The sequence below is a fragment of the Leucobacter sp. NPDC015123 genome (assembly GCF_043080205.1).
Lineage (GTDB): Bacteria > Actinomycetota > Actinomycetes > Actinomycetales > Microbacteriaceae > Leucobacter > Leucobacter aridicollis_A.
On the sequence record NZ_JBIBVH010000005.1, the window covers coordinates 93,392 to 111,552 of the forward strand.

An 18,161-nucleotide genomic window follows, 5' to 3' on the forward strand; every position below is an offset into this window, starting at 1 on the left:
CAGGCCGTGTCCGCCACCCGCAGACGGTAGACCTGGCGATACCTTTTTGCCGGAAGCTCGGGCGAGGGCTACGCGGCAGCAACCGTGCACGTAGCCTAGGAGCATGAAAGCTCAGACAGTGTGGCAGGCGCTCATGCTGTCGCCATGGAGCTATCTCTCGTCAGGCTGGCCGTGGCGATCATTCGCGTTTGTCGTGTCGAGCGCGGTACTCACCCCGATCCTCATCGCCGTCTTCGTGCCGACGATTCTGCTGTTGCCTCTGTGGGGGATCGCGCTCGGGTGGCTCGACCGTCGGAGGCTCACACTCCTCGGACTGCCGCGCCCGCCGAGCGGGCACGTGCCAGTGCCGCGCGGCGAGCGCCAGAACTGGCTCGGTGTGCGCCTCACCGAGCCCGCGACCTGGCGCGAGATGCTGTCGCTTCTGACAGGTATCGGGTTCGGGGCGGTGTCGGTTGCTGTTGTCTGTCTACAAGGACTTGTTATCGGTGCGGGCGTTGCTCTTGTCGTCATGGCGCTGCAGGGCGCCGTGTCGGCGAACCTGTTCAGCGACATCGTCATCGAGCTCGGGCCCGAAAACTGGTGGCAACCGATTGTCGTCGTGCTGCTTTCGTTGCCGGTGTTCGGCTACGTGACCGGGCTTCTCTCGGCGCTGCAGGGCGGTTGCCTCCGGTGGCTGCTCGCGCCTCGGATCGCGGAGATTGACGAGCGTGTTGCCCGGCTCACGAGGTCCCGGGCCACGATCGTCGCAGCGAACGAAGCCGAGCGCCGCCGCCTCGAGCGTGATCTGCACGACGGCGTTCAACAGGAACTCGTCGCTATTGCAGCACGGCTCGGCATTCTCGAACTCGAGCTGAACCACGGGGATGATGCCGCACGCAGAACAGCGCTCGAAGCAGCCCAGCGGCAGACCGAGCGCGCGCTCGAATCGCTGCGAAACACCGTGCGGGGCATTCACCCAGCTGTGCTCTCGGACCATGGCCTCGCCGCCGCGCTCACTGAACTCGGTTCGCGAAGCGCGATGCCGCTGCGCCTTGAGGATCGCGGGTTTCCCAGGCTGAGCCCCGAGCGAGAGGCAGCCGCCTACTTCGTCGTCGCCGAGGCGCTCACGAACGCCGCAAAGCACACGTCCGCCTCCGTCGTTCGGGTTGCGCTCGCCGCAGACGAAGAACGCGCGTACGTGGTGGCGAGTGATTCCGGCCACGGTGGCGTAGACATTGACGGAGGGACGGGGCTCAGAGGGCTGCGTGAGCGTGCGGACGCGCTCGACGGTACCCTCACGATTGAGAGCCCGGTTGGCGGGCCCACTCGGTTGACGCTGTCATTCCCACTTGTCGAGGCTCAGCACTCGCTGCCGGGACGCGTGCGTGCGGTCGTCAGCCCGGCGCCTAAAGACGGGAGGGGCATCCGTGCGGATTCTGCTCGCCGATGACGCGGCCTTACTCCGAGAGGCGCTCCAGGCCCTGCTCGAACGGCTCGGGCACGAGGTCGTTGCCTCCGCCAGTGACGCCACGGAGCTCGTCGCCGTCTACGGGAGCCTGACAGTCGCGCCCGACCTCGTCGTGACCGACGTGCGTATGCCACCTACCCGCACCGATGACGGGTTACGTGCAGCGCTTCAGATCCGCGAGCTCGCCCCCGCACAGCCAGTGCTCGCCCTCTCGCAGTACGTCGCCGACAGGTACGCTCGAGTTCTTCTGACGCTGCCCGAGGGCGGCGTCGGCTACCTGCTCAAGGAGCGCGTCAACAGGGTCGCCGACTTCGACCAAGCGCTCGCAGCTGTCGCCGCTGGCGGCACGGTGATTGATCCGGAGGTCACGCGACACCTCTTGCGGCAGGACCAGCCCGGGCCGCTCGCCGTTCTCACGGCGCGCGAACGCGAGGTGCTCGAGCTCATGGCGAAGGGCGAGTCAAACGCCGAAATCGCGGCGCAACTGTACGTGAGCGATGCTGCCGTGCGGAAACACATCGGCAACATCTTCGCGCGCTTAGGCCTGCAGCCGAGCGACGAGAATCGGCGAGTGCGCGCGATCTTGACGTATTTGCAGGCGAGGTAGGCCCGCAGAGGTGCCGTTCGGCGGCACCGGATCGCGATGCTAGAGCGCGTCGTGCACGAACCGACCATCGACGACTGTCGCAGCGATCGCGAGTGACACGAGTTCGTCGGGAGTCGCGGCAACGGGGTCGCCGTCCCAGATCGTGAGGTCTGCGAGCGCGCCGGGGGCGAGCACACCGCGGTCATCGTACCCGCGAGCCAGGGCTGGCCACAGCGTGTACGCGAGAAGCGCCTCCTCCCCGGTCAGTCGCTGCTCGGGCTCGAACACGTGTGCATCAGCGACACCTGGAGTGCTGCGCCCGCGAGCCCATGCCATCCCGATGCGGGGGTCGTAGTGAGCAACGGGCCAGTCTGAACCGAGCGTCACGCGTGTGCCTGTCTCGAGAACGTCGCGAACCCGGTAGCCTGTCGCCGCGCGCTCGCCAAGCCGTACCGCCCAGTTGTCGCTGTCGTCGCCCTCTCGCCACTGCATGTGCAGCGGCTGCATTGACGCCGTGACGCCCGAGCCCGTGAGCTTCTCGAGGTCCTCATCCGCGAGCACCTCGAGGTGCTCGATTGAGTGCGGCCGCGCGTCGCCGCGAGCGGGGAGCTCAGCGTAGGCGTCGAGCACGCGATTCACGGCGAAGTCGCCGACAGCGTGCGTCGCGATGATCATGCCCGCGTCGTGATACGCCCGTACAACACTTCTGTAGCGGTCCCAGTCTGGCCAGAACGCGTGTGTGCCGTCGCCACAGGCGTCGGGCTGATGCAGCCAGGCAGTGCCGGTGTCGATGACGCCGTCACTGAACAGCTTGATGCCGTCTGACTCCCAGAGATTGCCGCGGCGATCTTTTGAGGCGATCACGCGCGCGACCGCCTCGTCGTCGTCGGTGACAGCGTGCCAGTGGTGTACGACGAGGCGATGGTCGAGTTCCCCGCGCTCATCGAGTTCCTCGATGAGATCGACTGTGCGCGGCTTGCCGTCCATGATCGCCCCGCCGGTGAGGCCCGCCGCAGCGAGTGTGCGGAACATGTCGCGGAGCGAGTCACGCTCGTCGTCGTGTGAGAGCGCCGGCACTGCGTCGAAGACGAGCTTGTAGGCGCTCGGCTCACGAAGCTCGCCAGTGAGCGTCCCCGCCTCGTCGACAACAACCTCAGACATGTCCTCGAACACCGGTGCCTCGGTGACCCCCGCTGCTGCAAGGGCGGCGGCGTTCGCGAGTCCCGAATGTAGGTCGTAGAACATCGCGGCGAACGGGCGGCCAGTGACGGCGGCGTCGAACAGGTCGCCCCGCACACCAGTCGCCTCGAACGGTTCGAATTCAAGGTTCCAGCCGAGCACCCAAGCATCTGCAGGAAGTGTCGCGGCGTAGGATGCGACGGCGGCCTGGATCTCCGTGATGGTTCCGAGCCCTCCGAGGTCGACGCCGCGTGTCACGTCGGCTGCCCAGTGCGGGTGGGTGTGCGAGTCGAAGAGGCCGGCCGTGACTGTCGCGCCGTTCGCGTCGCGGACTGGGTACCCGGCGGCGATCGCCAGCGCCTCAATCTCAGTGTCGTCACCGAGTGATGTGATCCGGCCGTGCTCGACAAGCAGGGCTGTCGCGCCAGCGTGGTCAGGCGTGTTCGTGATGAGGCGCGCGCCAGTGAGAGCGAAGCCTGTCGATGGGGTGAGCGTCATGAGCGCATTCCTTCGTGTGAGGGGTGTGAAGACTGTGCGGGCGCGCCGATGCTGACCTGTGCGCAGCGCATCCGTCGGAGCTGAGGGCGTGGGGAGGTGGGCCGCAGTTCTAAGCGGCGATTCTGGATCGGCCCGCGCCGGGCGATCGCCACATCACGACAGTGCTCACTGCCGGGCTCGCAAGTTCGCACTGGTGCGAAAAGCCGAGGGCCTCGTACTGGCTCACGTGCTGCGGAGTGCGTGCCTCAAGGGATGCGAGCGAACCGGCCTCGTCGATTTCTCGGAGCCTGTGGGACACGAGTGCCGCCTCGATGTCGGGTACCGTGGCGGGCCTGGTGCCGCGTGCGTGTGCCTGGGCAGTGCCGACACCGACGAGGTGCCAGTAGGGCTCACTCGGGTGCTTGTCTGCGCATGCTGCGTCATGCGCGCCGAGCACACGTAAGCCTCGACGGCCGACACCGCGAAGCAACACGCCAGTCTTTGCGGGCAGTACGGGGAGCCAGCGCGACACGTGCCCGGGGGCGCGCCACAACGCGACACCAACGATCTTGTCGGCTTCGATGGCGACGTCGACAGTGCGCAGCCCCGTGCGGCGCATGCTCCAGACGAAGTAGTCAGCTATCTTCCGTTGGCGGTGGAGAGTTCCGAGGGGGAGGAGCTGGGTGACGAGCGGTTCGTCCGTAAACGCCTCGGCGAGGACCTTCGCTGCTTCGCGCACTCTTTTCGGCTCAAGGGTACGAATCTCCAACTATCTCTCCTCTGTCGGACCCGCCTTTGGGTCGAACCGGTGTTCGCCACCATGCTACTGCTCAGGGAGCCTGGGCGACTGAGAGCTGGGTGGGTGTCGCGGGCGGCGGGGCGAGGCGCTGGCCGCACGGCCCTGCTGTTCCGGCCTGGTCCGCGCGACAGACGCGGGCCGGCCCGCGATCCCGAAGGATCGAAGGCCGGCCCGCGAGTGCTGTATTCCGTGGCTTACTCGGCGAGACGCCTGCGGCTGCGGACGACGAGGTACGCGCCTGCGCCGGCGATTGCGGCCGCGCCAAGCGCGAGTCCTGCGACCGTGCCGCCGGTCGCGGCGAGGCCCTCGCCCTGACCGTCGCCGCTACCGGGAACGCCACCCGTGCGGCCGGTACCAGTACCGGTGCCAGCGCCTGCGCCGGGCTTGGTGTCGGGGGACTCCGTGTCGGTGTCTGGCTTCGTCCCGGGATTCTCCGGGTCCGGCTTTTCCTCGGTTGACGCCGCGGTCACTGTGACCGGTTGGCTGAGCTCGGTGCCGTCCGGGCGGATCGCGACGACTGTGTGCTGGCCGGCGGGGGTCGCGGCGGGGATCGTGAGCTCCTGCGAGAGCGCGCCGGTGGCGTCGGCCGTCGCAGTGCCGAGGCGCTGTGGCGCGGAGCGCAGCTCGAACGCGACGACTTCCTCTGGCGCGAACCCGGTGCCCGACGCCGTGACGGTCTTGCCCGCCTCGACTGTAGCGGCTGAGATGCTCAGCTCCGCTGGCATCGCGGGCGCCTCGTCCTGGCTGACGCTGACCTGATCGATGGCCCAGAACGCAGAGTTGTTGCCGCCGTATTCAAAGTGCAGGCTCGCGGTTCTCGGAAGATCGCCGGCCTCAGACCGCGGCAGTTCCAGTGTGAAGCGTTCCACCTGGTTGACAGGGTTGAGGCGGGTGCCGTCGCCTGGGTATGTGACGAGGGTGTGCGGGGCGATGCCTGAGGCCTCATCGAACACGACCCTGACGATTGCCTTTTGCGGGCCGTCGACAGCGTAGTCAGACACGAACGAGATGTCGAGCTCCGCCGCGCCGTTCAGTTCGTAGGCGGGGCTTTGCAACGTCGAGTCGAACATGTTGCCGCCGCGGGGGCTCACATCGGCCCACTCGTCGGAGTCCGCGACGGCGAACACGTCGCGCGAGTAGACGTTGTTCTCGCGCAGCTGGCCAAGCTCGACGTTCGAGAAGAACTCGTCGGTCATGAACGTCCAGCCGCTGAACTCCGGGGCCCCGCCGGAGGGCATCTTCGAGTTGTCGACGCTCCATCCCTCGGGCGTCGCGGCGGTCCAGCCGAGAAGGTCGGCCGGCCCCTTCTCCTGCACTGCAGGCTGCAGCTGCGGGCGCAGCGTATCGAAGTCGTCGGGAACGAGCTCGTTCACGACTGAGCCGTCGAGGTCCCAGGCCGGATCGTTCGCGAGGCCGACGTGAGCGAGTACTGTCGGGGCGATGTCGGTGACCTTGACGTCGTGGCGGACGGTGCCGGGGGCGAACGGCGAGCCGTTTGCGGCGACAAACGTCTTGCGTTCGAGCTTCGTCGAGCCGCCGTGGCCGCCGGTCGGCGTGTGGCCGTGATCGGAGGTGACAACGACGAGCCAGTCCTCGGACCCGTAGGTCGGGCGCTGCGTGATCGCGTTCACCATCTCGCCGATCTGGCCGTCCGCCTTCTGCAGCGCCTTCCGGTACGCCTCCGAACTTGAACCGGAGCTGTGGCCCGCGCCGTCGACCTCGTCGAGGTGTACGAAGACGTCGTCGGTGGCTGGCGCCGAGAGCGACGAAACAGCAGCCTGCGTGGTGAGCGTGTCGTTGCCGAACTTGCTGCGACTGTCGACTGCCGCCCCGAAGATCGTCGTCGAGATGGGACCCCAGGTGCCGACAACGGTCGTGTTTCTGTCTGGAAGGTGCTGTTCGATGCGCGTGAGATAGTCGGGGAACGCGCCATAGTTCGGGCTCGTGAAGTTGTTGTCGGTGACGCCGTGCTTGGGTGCCCAGACACCTGTCGCGATCGTCGACCACCCGGGACCCGACACTGTCGGCGACATGGGAGCGCCAGCGAGATTGCTCGTCGCGCTGAGGCCGCCAGCGCGCAGTGCGCTCACTGTCGGGGTGATGCCCTCGGCCATGACGTCGAAGGAGGCGCCATCGACGCCAATGACGAGCGTCTTGGGGGTCTGTGCCGTCGCTTGAACGGTGTCCTCGGCGAGTGCCGGGGCCGCCGCCGTCGCGATACCTGTCGCCCCGAGGAGGAGCGCGGCCGCCGCCGCGGTGATGTGAGTGTGTTTCAAGTCAGTCTCCTGGAAGTCGGATGGGCGCTGGCTCGCGTCCCGGAGACTGAGTTTTCCGCGGGAAAGTTGTCCATACAAGCGGATCGCCAGTTGTATTGACAACCTTCAAGTTGCGGCAAGGTGGCGTTCGCCTCCGCGATGACGGGCCGTAACTTTCGGGCGGCTACGGCGGAAAACTCGGGCTTGCAAAGATACCCTAGGGGGGTATATTGTTCTGGGTGTGGAGATACCCGGATGGGGTATCCTGATGAAGGAGGAACAAGCTATGGCTACAACCGAGTATCAGGTCACCGGAATGACGTGCTCCCACTGCGAGCTGTCGATCCGCGAGGAAGTCGAGCAGATCGCCGGCGTCACTGACATCGATGTGAGTGCCGCGAGCGGCACACTCGCAGTGTCCGCCGACGGCACGCTCGACGATGCGGCGGTGCTCGCCGCTGTGGAAGAAGCTGGCTACACTGCGGTGCGCTCCTCGTGAAGCCCGCAGCACGCCTCGCCATCTACGGTGCCGGCCTCGTCGTGGCGTTCGGCGCTGCGTACGGGCTCGCGGGCCTGATTGTCCCGGCAGATTTCGTTGCCGACTGGGTCGCGAGCGGTAACGCGCACGAGCCCGATCAGCAGGCGCACCAGAACTAACCAATGCTTCCCGCTCATCCACACAGTGGGCACAGGTGAGAATGAAGGAATTCGAAATGAGTACATCCGCGCTCCCCGGCGCACACTCCGGAGTCGAACTCGAGATCGGCGGTATGACGTGCGCATCGTGCGCGAACCGCATCGAGAAGAAACTCAACAAACTCGACGGTGTCGTCGCGACAGTCAACTACGCGACAGAGAAGGCGAAAGTCACTGTGCCCGAGGGCTACGACCCGGAGCTGCTCATTGCGGAAGTCGAGAAGACTGGCTATACCGCGGTGATGCCTGCGCCACAGGGCGTGAAGGGTGACGACCGGAAGAAAGACGGGGTCGGCGAGGAGGATGCCGAACTGACCTCGCTCCGCCACCGCCTGATCGGCTCGATCGTGCTCACCGTACCGGTGATCGCGATGGCGATGATCCCGGCGCTGCAGTTCACGTATTGGCAGTGGGCCTCGCTCGCGCTCGCAGCTCCCGTAATCGTGTGGGGGGCCTGGCCGTTCCACAAGGCAGCCTGGGTGAACCTCAAGCACGGCGCCGCGACGATGGACACGCTCATCTCGATGGGCACCTCGGCTGCTTTCCTCTGGTCGCTGTACGCGCTGTTCTTCGGCACGGCAGGGGTTCCCGGGATGACACATCCTTTCGAGTTCACGCTCGCTCCCTCTGACGGCGCGGCGAACATCTATCTTGAGGTCGGCGCGGGCGTCACCATGTTCATCCTCGCGGGCCGCTACTTCGAGAAGCGATCCAAGAAGCAGGCAGGCGCAGCCCTTCGCGCTCTGCTCGAGCTCGGCGCGAAAGAGGTCGCGGTGCTCCGTGGCGGCGTCGAGACCAAGATCCCTGTCGACAACCTTGTCGTGGGCGACGAATTCGTCGTACGCCCTGGCGAGAAGATCGCGACGGACGGCGTCGTCGTTTCCGGTACCTCGGCCGTAGACGCCTCCATGCTCACCGGCGAAGCAGTCCCAGTCGAGGTTGCCGAGGGCGATGCAGTCACCGGCGCCACCACCAACGTAGGCGGGCGACTCGTCGTGCGCGCGACAAGGATCGGGGCAGACACGCAGCTTGCGCAGATGGCGCAGCTCGTCGAAGACGCGCAGACTGGCAAGGCCGAGGTGCAGCGGCTCGCCGACAGGATCTCGGGCGTCTTCGTTCCGATCGTGATCGTCGTCGCAGCGGTCACGCTTGGCGGCTGGCTCGGCGCTGGCTTCCCAGTCTCGGCAGCTTTCACCGCGGCAGTCGCGGTGCTCGTCATCGCATGCCCGTGCGCGCTTGGGCTTGCGACTCCCACCGCGCTGCTCGTTGGCACTGGCCGTGGCGCCCAAATGGGGGTACTCATCAAGGGGCCCGAGGTGCTCGAATCCACCCGCAAGGTCGACACTGTCGTTCTCGACAAGACAGGCACTGTGACGACGGGCAAGATGACTCTTGTCGACGTGGTGACCGAGCCTGGCACCGACCGTGCAGAGCTGCTGCGGCTCGCTGGAGCGCTCGAAGACGCGTCGGAGCACCCGATCGCGCAAGCCATCGCAAAGGGTGCGACGCAGGAGGTCGGAACGCTGCCCGCAGTCGAGGGCTTCGCGAACATCGAGGGCAAGGGCGTCCAGGGCGTCGTCGACGGCCACGCGGTGCTCGTCGGGCGCGACTCACTGCTCGCTGAGTGGTCCCTCACACTGAGCGACGAGCTCGCAACGACGAAGGCGCGCGCGGAGGGCGAAGGCAAGACAGTTGTCGCCGTCGGCTGGAACGGCGAAGCGCGAGGGATCCTGATCGTTGCCGACACCGTGAAAGACACAAGCGTCGAGGCGATTCGTCAGCTGAAGGCGCTCGGCCTCTCACCAGTGCTCCTCACCGGCGACAACGCCGCGGTCGCGCGCCACATCGCCGCCGAGGTCGGCATAGATGAGGTCATCGCCGAGGTGCTGCCCGCAGAGAAAGTTGATGTCGTTCAGCGGTTGCAGGCAGACGGCAAAGTCGTCGCGATGGTCGGAGACGGCGTGAACGACGCCCCCGCCCTCGCTCAGGCTGACCTCGGCCTCGCAATGGGGACGGGAGCCGACGTTGCGATCGAGGCCTCAGACATCACCCTCGTGCGGGGAGACCTGCGCAGCGCGGCAGACGCGATCAGGCTCTCACGAAAGACGCTCGGCACCATCAAGACGAACCTCTTCTGGGCGTTCGCCTACAACGTCGCGGCGATTCCCGTCGCGGCCCTCGGCATGCTCAACCCGATGCTCGCCGGTGCGGCGATGGCGCTCTCGAGCGTCTTCGTTGTCGGCAACAGCCTGCGGCTTCGCGGCTTCAAGAGCACGGCTGTGTAGCGGCCGCACCGCACAGAGAAACACTTCGAAAGGACACCCCGATGACCGAACAAACGATTCCGACTGCGAGCTGCTGCGGTGGCGCGAAGGCCCCCGCCGTCTCCGCCGATGGCCGAACCGACATGCTTGGCGGTGCGGGCTCCGACGCAGAGACGACAACCTGCCCTGTGATGGTCGGGAGCCCGGTGAACAAGGCGAAGGCTGTTCAGGCTGGGCTCTACCGCGACTTTGAGGGCGAGCGGTACTACTTCTGCTGCGCCGGTTGTGGCCCCGCGTTCGATGCTGACCCCGCGAAGTACGCGGCGAACATGGCGTAGCCGACAGCCGACAGCCGACAGCCGACAGCCGACAGCCGACAGCCGATAGCCTCGATAGTCATCGCAAAGGGGCCTGTGGACACACAGGCCCCTTTGCGTGTCGTGCGGAAGACTTGCCCCAATTCCCGGCTGGCAGCCGGTCCGCGACGACGGGAAAGGGGACCCGCATGGAAACTGCAGCACACACCTCAACCGACTACGACCTGATCGTTATCGGCGCCGGGCCGGTTGGCGAGAACGTCGCCGACTACGCCGTCGGCCCGAACGTTCGCGTCGCGATCGTCGAGGCTGAACTCGTGGGTGGCGAGTGCTCGTACTGGGCGTGCATGCCCTCGAAAGCGCTACTCCGGAGCGGCCACGCCATCCGCGCGGCGGGGCGGCTCCCCGGGGCACGCGAGGCGGTCACTGGTGGCCTTCAGGCCGCGGAGGTGCTTCAGCGGCGTGACGCATTCACAAGCAGCTGGGACGATTCCGGCCAGGTCGAGTGGGTTGCCGCAGCAGGAATCGACCTCATTCGGGGCTTCGGCGAGCTCGTCGGCAGGGGCCGCGTGCGAGTGGGGGAGCGCACGTTGACGGCCCGGGCGGTCGTGCTCGCGACAGGGTCGGTGCCGGCGTTGCCGAAGATCGCGGGCCTCCCGGAGTCGCGCGCCTGGGGCACGCGTGAGGTGACCTCCACCGAAGAGGTGCCGCAGAGTCTCATCATCCTCGGAGGCGGCGTCGCCGGGACCGAGATGGCGTTCGCGTTCGCCGCGCTCGGGGCCAGCGTGACGCTGCTCTCGCGCGGGGCGCTGCTCGGGCGCGAAGAGCCGTTCGTCGGCGCCATGCTTGCGGCCGCGCTCGCCGCCGAGGGTGTCGACGTTCGGATTGGCGACGAGCCCGTGCGCGTCGACCGCGGGGCAGACGGCAACGTGTCAGTTGAGCTCGCTGGTGGCGCGACCGTGCGGGCCGCCGAGCTTCTTGTTGCGACCGGACGCCGCCCCGCGACCTCGGGCCTCGGCCTCGAAACTGTTGGAGTGGACTCGGAACTCCCTGTCGACGACACCATGCTGGTTGCGGGTACCGACTGGCTGTACGCCGTCGGCGACGTGAACGGTCGCGCGCTGCTCACGCATCAGGGCAAGTACCAGGCGCGCGCGGCCGGTGCGGCGATCGCCGCGCGGCTTGCGGGCGCTGAGGTGGACGGCGGGCAGTGGGGAGCCCACGCTGCGACGGCCGACCACGTCGCGGTGCCGCGGGTGGTGTTCTCGGACTCGGAGGTCGCCGCAGTTGGGCTCACCGAGGCTGAGGCGCGCGGGGCTGGACTCGAGCTCAGAACTGTCGAGTACGACATGGGGAAGGTAGCCGGCGCCGCGCTTCACGCTGACGGCTATGTTGGCAGGGCAAAGCTCGTGATCGACGCGGCGCGTGATGTGGTCGTTGGCGCGACATTCGTGGGGCAAGACGTGGCCGATCTTGTGCACGCGGCGACAATCGCGATCGTCGGGGAGGTTTCGATGGACCGTCTGTGGCACGCAGTTCCTGCGTACCCGACGATCAGCGAGGTGTGGCTGCGACTGCTCGAGGCCGACCGTGGAAAGGGAGGGTAGTCGCCGATCCGCGGCAACGTGAAGCCCAGAGCGAAACATCCCCTACGGAATACCCGGAGGGGGTATCATGTGGGGGATGTGAGCTATCGCAGTTGAGGAGGGGAATCGTGGAGGCGACACCGGACACGCATGAGAGCCCGCACGGGTACATCACCGACAAGGAGAAGTACCTGCAGCGCCTGAAGCGCATCGAGGGTCAGGCACGGGGCATCTCGCGCATGGTTGATGAGGAGAAGTACTGCATCGATATCCTCACCCAGATCAGCGCCCTCACGAGCGCATTGCAGGCTGTGGGTCTTGGGCTGCTTGACGACCACTTGTCGCACTGCGTCGTCGACGCGGCACGCAAGGATGGCCCAGAGGCGCAGGAAAAGCTCAAGGAGGCGAGCGACGCGATCGCCCGCCTGGTGAAGTCGTAACCGGCAGCAGGGCGCCGGGGCTCAACGCGTCCGCGGTTGTCTGCTGAGGTGGGCGTAGACGGCAACCGCGTAGACTGCACGCATGTCAACACGCGATGTGCCGGAGCGGGTCGGGGACCTGCCGCGGATTGGTCGGCCGGCGACTTCTGCATTGCTGCTGGCGGGAATAGCGTCGCTTGCGGAGGTCGCCAAGCTGTCGCGAGCGGAGGTGCTGTCGTTGCACGGTGTGGGGCCGAAAGCAGTGCGAATCCTCGAGGTGGCACTCGCCGAGATCGGGTTGACGTTCAAGCAGTGACGACGTGGCGCTGGCGGCCTACTCGTGCGCTGCAGGGGTGATAAATCTGCGAACGGGTTCGCGCCGCTCGAATCCGAGACGTTCGTAGATTCCTGCGCCGTCGGGTGAGGCAGTGAGGATTGCGTTCTTGGCTCCGTACTCGCGGCCGAGCGTGAGAGCCGCCTCGGTGAGCTGGCTGCCGATGCCGCGCCTGCGGTGCGATGCTGCGGTGACGATGTGTTCGACGGCCAGAGTGCTGCCGGCGACGACGGCCGCGCCGCACCCGACGGCGACTCCGTCGACCTCCGCAAGGAGGTGGTGTGCCGAGCGGCTCGCGCCGAGCCCAGCCGATGCAAGCGCGCGATGCGTCGCTGGCTGTGATGCCCCTCCCGTCCAGATCTCCTCCCAGGTGGCGAGATCGTGTTCGGTGTCAACTAGGCGGATAGTGGCTGCGCCCTGATGCGGGGCAGCGGCTACTTCACGTTGCGGGTCGAGTTGCTGTGTCAGCGCTGGCTCTTCTTCGACGAACCGAAACTCACGGTCGCGAAGCTGCGCCTCGACGTCGAATTCAGGGCGTTCGGGCCAGGAGTGCCAGAGCGCCTGAACGCCAGCCAGCCTCTGTAGCGCGTCGTCCACGGTCGCAGCGGTCGCGTAGAGCACCCCGTTGAGCTCTTCGTGGGGCGCCCCCGTGGTGAACCAAGCGAGTTCCTCGGCGCGAAACGAGTCGCGCGCGCGGGCAAGGTGCGTGTCGACGTAGAGCGACAGTGGGTCTGGCTGACGGGGTTCGGTGATGTTCATACTCTGTCGAATTCTACTGAGACGGGAGCGTTCGCCCACCGCCAAAATAACTTGCACACCAATGTGCAAGTATCGGGTACACTATTTCGGTGCGGCAAAGTTGGAACATCTTTCGGAGAGACGTCGGGCGGCTCGCCCGACAGCGAAAAAGCTGGGTTATCGTCATCGGTATCCTCATCACGCCTGCCCTCTACGCGTGGTTCAACATCAACGCGTTCTGGGACCCGTACGCAAACACTGCAAACGTGAACATCGCCGTTGCGAACCTCGACTCCGGCGCCGAATCTGAGCTCACGGGTGAGGTGAACATCGGCGACGAGGTTGTCGACCAGCTCAAAGCAAACGATCAGCTGGGCTGGCAGTTCATGAGCGAAGCGAACGCCAAAGACGCCGTGAAACGCGGCGACGTGTACGCCACAATCGTTATCCCTGAAGACTTCAGCAGCGATCTTCTCAGTATGACCTCGGGCGACTTTACTCAGCCCGCACTCCAGTACTTCGTGAACGAGAAGGCAAGCGCAATCGCACCGAAGATTACCGACGTCGGTGCGTCAACGCTCGACAAGCAGATCACGAGCGCGTTCAAGGAGCAAGTCGCCAAGGCTGCGACCGAGGCAGTGAAAGATGCGGGTGACTCGGTCGAGCTGAAGCTGCTCAACGCACGCGGCGACACGCTCAACGCCTTCGACCGTACGACGAAGACCCTCGATGAGGCTGAGAAGAACATCGACAGAATGCGCGCGGGCCTCGACTCCTCCCGCGACTCGCTCGCGTCGACGCGGGCTACCCTTGTCGACGTCGGAACGACGCTCGGTGACGTGCAGGTCGGCGTACGCCAGGCGCAGGCGATCGTCGCCGAGACCCAGCAGCAGGTCGTCGCCTTCGGAGACACCGCGTCTTCCGCCTACCTCACGGGGACCACAGCGCTCGCAGACGCGGCCGGCTCGGCGAACGCGTCGGTAGCCGAGCTGACGCAGCAGCTGAAGCAGGCAAACGTGCGCATCGACGCGTCGATCACTGAGGTCACCGCCGTGGTCGACGCGAACAAGCGGGCGATCGCGCAGTTGCAGGATCTCCTTGACGAGGCCGACCCGAGCTCGCCCGTCGGGAGCCAGCTCAAGGGCGCCCTTGACTCGCTCGAGGCCCAGAATGCGGCTCATGGGGAGGTGCTCAAGACGCTCCAGCAGGCGAACACCGATGCGTCTGGCGCGGTGCAGGCAGTCTCAGACGCGTCGAGCGCGCTGAGCCAGGCGATGAAAGATACGCGCGCCGCTGCCGCGGGGATGCGACAGGTGCTCAGCAGCACGGTGCCCACGCTCAATGCGGCCATGTCGCAGCTGTCGGCAAGCGCGGGCGCGTTCGCATCTGCCCTCACCGCGCTGCAGGCTGTGCTCGAACAGGCTGACTCGCTGCTTGGTGGCATCGATACCCAGCTCGGCTCGACGGGGGATGCACTCGACAGTTTCAAGGCCGACCTCAACGGTATCCGGGGAGGCATCACGACTGCGCGCGCCGACGTGCTCGCGCTGGGTGCAGCGTCTGAATGGGGCACCCTCAACACGCTCACTGGGCTCGAGCCTGCGCAGATCGCCGAGTTCGTTGCGTCACCAGTGACTGTCGACGAGCACGTCGTCTTCCCGATTAACGCCTACGGTTCGGCTATGGCTGCGCTGTTTACGAACCTGTCGCTGTGGATCGGCGCGTTCGTGCTCATGGTGATCTTCAAGATCGAGGTCGACACGGAGGGGCTGCGCGACGTGACCGTGCGGCAGGCCTACTTCGGCAGGTTCTTCCTGTTGGCGGCGCTCGCTGCGCTCCAGGCGCTCATCGTGTGTATAGGCAACCTCGTGATCGGGATCCAGACTGCGAGTGTCATCGCCTACGTCGCGACTGGTGTGTTCACCGCACTCGTCTACGTGAGCATCATCTACGCGCTGTCGGTTGCGTTCGGCCACGTTGGCAGAGGACTGTGTGTGCTGCTCGTCATTATGCAGATTCCCGGTGCCTCGGGGCTCTACCCGATCGAGCTGATGCCCGGCTTCTTCCGTGCGATATACCCCTTCCTGCCGTTCTCGTATGGAATTGACGCGATGCGCGAGACGATCGCCGGGTTCTACGGTGGCCACTACTGGCGGTTCATTGGGGTGCTCGCACTCATGGGTCTGCTCGCGATCGTGCTCGGTCTCGTGCTGCGTCGGCGGCTCGCAAACTTCAACCTGCTGTTCAATCGCCAGATTGCGTCGACCGACCTCCTCATCGGTGAAAAGGTGCAGGTCGTCGGGTCTGGCTACCGTCTGAGCGACGTGATCCACGCGCTGCAGAACCGGGGCGAGTACCGCGAAGACCTTGAGCGGCGGGCGAAACCGTTCACCCAGCACTATCCGGCGATGCTGCGCGGCACGCTCATCGTTGGAGCCGTCGGGATGGTGGTGATCGGCGTTATCGCGTGGGCGTTGCCCGGTGGGAAGGCTCCGCTGCTTGGGGTGTGGGTGCTCTGGTGCCTCATCATCATGGGGTTCCTCGTCGTCATCGAGTACATCAAGCAGAGCTTCCTGCACGCCCGAGAGGTCGCCACGCTTGACGACGACGAGCTGCGCGACGCGGTACTCACTGACCGTACAGGCCTGCACACCGATCCTGAAATGGCGCTTGCCACCGCGCAGCCAGAGACGGTGCCGCTCTCCGCGAGCGGGACGACAGATCCTGGCGGCGGCGCGCAGCCACCGGCCGAGGTGGCCGACATCGATGACGTGATTGCCGAACTCTTCGGCGATCCGCCCGGGCACAAGGCCGACCCACCCGGCCCGACTGACACAACCGACACATCCGACACGAACGAGGGTGGGAAGCGCGCATGAACAACGTACTGAGTCTCGTGAAGCGCGACCTGCGCCACGCCACCCGTAACGTGATGGCGTCGATTGTGCTCTTCGGCCTCGTCATCATTCCGTCGCTCTTCACCTGGTTCAACGTGATCGCGAGCTGGGACCCATTCGCGAACACGAGCAATCTGAAGGTCGCCGTCGCGAGCACAGACGCCGGGTTTCAGAGCGATCTCATGCCCATCCCGATCAACGTGGGGGAGCAGGTGCTCTCGGAGCTGCGTGGAAACGACGGGCTTGACTGGGTCATCACGACGAAAGACGACGCGATCGACGGCACAAAGTCGGGCGCATACTACGCCGCGATCGTGCTGCCGCCGTCGTTCAGCTCAGACATGCTGACGTTCTACGCCGACGGCGCGGAGCGCACGAGCATCAAGTTCTACACGAACGAGAAAAAGAACGCGCTCGCGCCGAAGATCACCGAGCAGGGGGCAGAGGGCGTCTCGTCCCAGATCAGCGAGGCCTTCACCGTGACGCTGAGCGAGGTCGCGCTCGGCCTCGTCTCGTCAGTGTCCGACTACCTCACCGACGACAACACTCAGGCGGCGCTCAACCGGGTCGAGTCTCGGATCGGGAACATCGCGACGCAGCTGCGCGGCGGGGCGCGCACCGCCGAGACCCTCGGCGCGCTCATTGAATCGAGCGTGCCGCTCGTCGACAGTGCTGAGTCGCTCGTGACTGCCGCAGGAGCCGCGTTTGACGACTCATCGACGGCTCTCGGCAACGGATCTGCCGCGGTTGGCGATCTGAAGGGGGCGCTCACGGGTGCGACCCAGTCACTCGTCGACGCGCTTGGCGCGACGGCTGGGAGCTACGATGCTGTCGCGGCGCGGATTGACGATCTCTACGCTGAAGCGGGCAAGGTTGGCGGTAGCCAGGCCGCAGCGTTGAACGCGCTCGCCGATGCCGTCCAGGTGCAGGTAGACCAGACGACCGCGCTCAAGCAAAAGCTTGTCGACGAGGTGCAGCCGCTCGTGCCCGAGTCTGGCCAGGCCGCGTTCGCCCGGGTGCTGACGAGTCTCGACGAGTCGATCGCCAGGCAGGAGGGCGTGCGCGATCGCATGCGCCAGTCGGCGACTGACATTGCGAACGGGGCGGGATCCGCGGGGGAATCGCACGACGCGATCGCCGCGGCGGTGGCCGAAGCGAAGAAAGCGGTGACCGACGCGAAAGACGCGTACGCCTCGGGCCTGAAGCCGCAGCTCGACACGCTCGCGGGCACGCTCGACACGATCAGCGGAGACATAGCGGGCATCCGGGACAGCCTCGCCGGATCCTCTTCGAGGCTCGCTGGCGCTGCCGGCTCCGTGCGCACGGTGCTCACTGAATCTGGTGAGGCCACCACGAAGCTCGCAACCTCGCTGAATGAAACCGCCGACAAATTCGGGGAGCTGCAGCGCGCGATCGCGAAGGCCGCCGACACTGGGGACCTCAGCGAGATCTCCGAGATTATCGGTGCCGGGCCTGCCGTGCTCGCGACGTCACTTGCTGAGCCCGTACGCGTCGACCGCACTGCCGTGTTTCCGATCGTCGGGTTCGGCGCGGGTATGGCGCCGCTCTACAGCGTGCTCGCCCTCTGGGTCGGTGCGTTGCTCATGACAGTCACGATTCGCGTCGACGTGAATCAGGAGACCCTGCCAGATAGGCCTGAGCTCACCACGACCCAGAAGTACCTCGGCCGCTACGGAGTCTTCGCGCTCGTTGGCCTCGCCCAGAGCACCCTGCTGACGCTGGGGCTCGTGCTCTTCGTGCAGATCGAACCAGCCCACCCGCTGCTGCTCATCCTCGCCGGGTGGGTGATCTCGCTCGTGTTCACACTCATCGTCTACACGTTCGTTGTTGCCTTCGGAAACGCTGGCAAAGCGCTCGCCGTGCTGCTGCTCGTGATCCAAATCTCGGGTTCTGGGGGCGCGTACCCGCTCGAGCTGCTGCCACAGTGGTTCCAGAACATCAGTCCGTTCCTGCCCGCGACCTACGCGATCCAGGCACTGCGCGCCGCGGTTGCGGGCGTCTACGGCGGCGACTTCTGGATCGCGCTCGGGATGCTGCTGCTGTTCGCGATCCCCGCGCTACTGCTCGGACTTGTGCTGCGCCGCCCGATGATCCCGTTCAATCGGAAACTCATGGCCGCGCTCGAATCTACGAAACTGATGTGAGG

General features: G+C 66.1%; 15 protein-coding genes. 11 read left to right on the forward strand and 4 right to left on the reverse strand.

From position 1 onward, the window contains the following. The first annotated feature begins 103 nt into the window (after positions 1-103). Together ACF07D_RS11070 and ACF07D_RS11075 are read left to right on the forward strand one after the other, a co-directional pair. Positions 104-1,429 carry a histidine kinase gene (locus ACF07D_RS11070; protein ID WP_119284763.1) on the forward strand — a complete coding sequence of 442 codons (1,326 nt, stop codon included), beginning with the start codon at positions 104-106 and terminating at the stop codon, positions 1,427-1,429. Further along, the gene (locus tag ACF07D_RS11075; protein WP_255808253.1) at positions 1,407-2,054 is read left to right on the forward strand and encodes a response regulator transcription factor; all 648 of its coding nucleotides are present in this window, start codon (positions 1,407-1,409) and stop codon (positions 2,052-2,054) included. Before ACF07D_RS11070 ends, ACF07D_RS11075 begins: the two co-directional genes overlap by 23 nt. Positions 2,055-2,093: 39 nt before the next feature. On the opposite strand, the gene ACF07D_RS11080 is transcribed toward ACF07D_RS11075, so the two are convergent. From ACF07D_RS11080 to ACF07D_RS11090, 3 genes are all read right to left on the reverse strand, one after another. After that, positions 2,094-3,710: an amidohydrolase gene (locus tag ACF07D_RS11080; RefSeq protein WP_119284761.1), complete on the reverse strand. Its 1,617-nt coding sequence runs from the start codon at positions 3,708-3,710 to the stop codon at positions 2,094-2,096. A gap of 109 nt (positions 3,711-3,819) precedes the next feature. Further along, entirely contained in the window at positions 3,820-4,458 is a 639-nt protein-coding gene (locus tag ACF07D_RS11085) for a hypothetical protein (protein ID WP_162921343.1), read from the reverse strand. A 224-nt stretch (positions 4,459-4,682) separates the two neighbouring features. Then, positions 4,683-6,764, reverse strand: a complete 2,082-nt coding sequence (locus tag ACF07D_RS11090) for an alkaline phosphatase family protein (RefSeq protein WP_391504936.1) — start codon at positions 6,762-6,764, stop codon at positions 4,683-4,685. A gap of 265 nt (positions 6,765-7,029) precedes the next feature. On the opposite strand from ACF07D_RS11090, the gene ACF07D_RS11095 reads away from it, so the two are divergent. From ACF07D_RS11095 to ACF07D_RS11125, 7 genes are all read left to right on the forward strand, one after another. Further along, a complete protein-coding gene (locus ACF07D_RS11095) occupies positions 7,030-7,242 on the forward strand; it encodes a heavy-metal-associated domain-containing protein (RefSeq protein WP_391504937.1) in 213 nt (70 codons plus the stop codon). Further along, positions 7,239-7,400: a hypothetical protein gene (locus ACF07D_RS11100; protein WP_391504938.1), complete on the forward strand. Its 162-nt coding sequence runs from the start codon at positions 7,239-7,241 to the stop codon at positions 7,398-7,400. The genes ACF07D_RS11095 and ACF07D_RS11100 overlap by 4 nt, the downstream gene beginning before the upstream one ends. A 56-nt stretch (positions 7,401-7,456) precedes the next feature. Further along, positions 7,457-9,724, forward strand: coding sequence for a heavy metal translocating P-type ATPase (locus tag ACF07D_RS11105; RefSeq protein WP_391504939.1), 2,268 nt, complete (start codon positions 7,457-7,459; stop codon positions 9,722-9,724). 41 nt (positions 9,725-9,765) lie between these two features. Further along, positions 9,766-10,041, forward strand: a complete 276-nt coding sequence (locus ACF07D_RS11110; protein ID WP_119284757.1) for a YHS domain-containing protein — start codon at positions 9,766-9,768, stop codon at positions 10,039-10,041. 167 nt (positions 10,042-10,208) lie between these two features. Continuing rightward, positions 10,209-11,627, forward strand: coding sequence for a dihydrolipoyl dehydrogenase family protein (locus tag ACF07D_RS11115; protein ID WP_391504940.1), 1,419 nt, complete (start codon positions 10,209-10,211; stop codon positions 11,625-11,627). A gap of 107 nt (positions 11,628-11,734) precedes the next feature. Then, positions 11,735-12,046 (forward strand): metal-sensitive transcriptional regulator, encoded by a 312-nt coding sequence (locus ACF07D_RS11120; protein ID WP_162921342.1) that lies wholly within the window; start codon positions 11,735-11,737, stop codon positions 12,044-12,046. A gap of 82 nt (positions 12,047-12,128) precedes the next feature. Beyond that, positions 12,129-12,341 carry a hypothetical protein gene (locus tag ACF07D_RS11125; protein ID WP_391504941.1) on the forward strand — a complete coding sequence of 71 codons (213 nt, stop codon included), beginning with the start codon at positions 12,129-12,131 and terminating at the stop codon, positions 12,339-12,341. An 18-nt stretch (positions 12,342-12,359) separates the two neighbouring features. Here the strand turns inward: ACF07D_RS11125 and ACF07D_RS11130 are convergent, their stop codons facing one another. Beyond that, positions 12,360-13,118: a GNAT family N-acetyltransferase gene (locus ACF07D_RS11130; RefSeq protein WP_391504942.1), complete on the reverse strand. Its 759-nt coding sequence runs from the start codon at positions 13,116-13,118 to the stop codon at positions 12,360-12,362. Positions 13,119-13,207: 89 nt separating this feature from the next. Between ACF07D_RS11130 and ACF07D_RS11135 the strand changes: the two genes are divergently transcribed. Together ACF07D_RS11135 and ACF07D_RS11140 are read left to right on the forward strand one after the other, a co-directional pair. Beyond that, the gene (locus ACF07D_RS11135; RefSeq protein ID WP_391504943.1) at positions 13,208-15,976 is read left to right on the forward strand and encodes a YhgE/Pip family protein; all 2,769 of its coding nucleotides are present in this window, start codon (positions 13,208-13,210) and stop codon (positions 15,974-15,976) included. Further along, positions 15,973-18,159: a YhgE/Pip domain-containing protein gene (locus ACF07D_RS11140; protein WP_391504944.1), complete on the forward strand. Its 2,187-nt coding sequence runs from the start codon at positions 15,973-15,975 to the stop codon at positions 18,157-18,159. Before ACF07D_RS11135 ends, ACF07D_RS11140 begins: the two co-directional genes overlap by 4 nt. Positions 18,160-18,161 lie beyond the last annotated feature (2 nt).

Coding starts and splice junctions, on each gene's coding strand:
- ACF07D_RS11105 (WP_391504939.1), top strand. CDS start 7,457: ATGAGTACATCCGCGCTCCCCGGCGCACACTCCGGAGTCGAACTCGAG.
- ACF07D_RS11140 (WP_391504944.1), top strand. CDS start 15,973: ATGAACAACGTACTGAGTCTCGTGAAGCGCGACCTGCGCCACGCCACC.
- ACF07D_RS11110 (WP_119284757.1), top strand. CDS start 9,766: ATGACCGAACAAACGATTCCGACTGCGAGCTGCTGCGGTGGCGCGAAG.
- ACF07D_RS11070 (WP_119284763.1), top strand. CDS start 104: ATGAAAGCTCAGACAGTGTGGCAGGCGCTCATGCTGTCGCCATGGAGC.
- ACF07D_RS11130 (WP_391504942.1), bottom strand. CDS start 13,118: ATGAACATCACCGAACCCCGTCAGCCAGACCCACTGTCGCTCTACGTC.
- ACF07D_RS11080 (WP_119284761.1), bottom strand. CDS start 3,710: ATGACGCTCACCCCATCGACAGGCTTCGCTCTCACTGGCGCGCGCCTC.
- ACF07D_RS11095 (WP_391504937.1), top strand. CDS start 7,030: ATGGCTACAACCGAGTATCAGGTCACCGGAATGACGTGCTCCCACTGC.
- ACF07D_RS11115 (WP_391504940.1), top strand. CDS start 10,209: ATGGAAACTGCAGCACACACCTCAACCGACTACGACCTGATCGTTATC.
- ACF07D_RS11125 (WP_391504941.1), top strand. CDS start 12,129: ATGTCAACACGCGATGTGCCGGAGCGGGTCGGGGACCTGCCGCGGATT.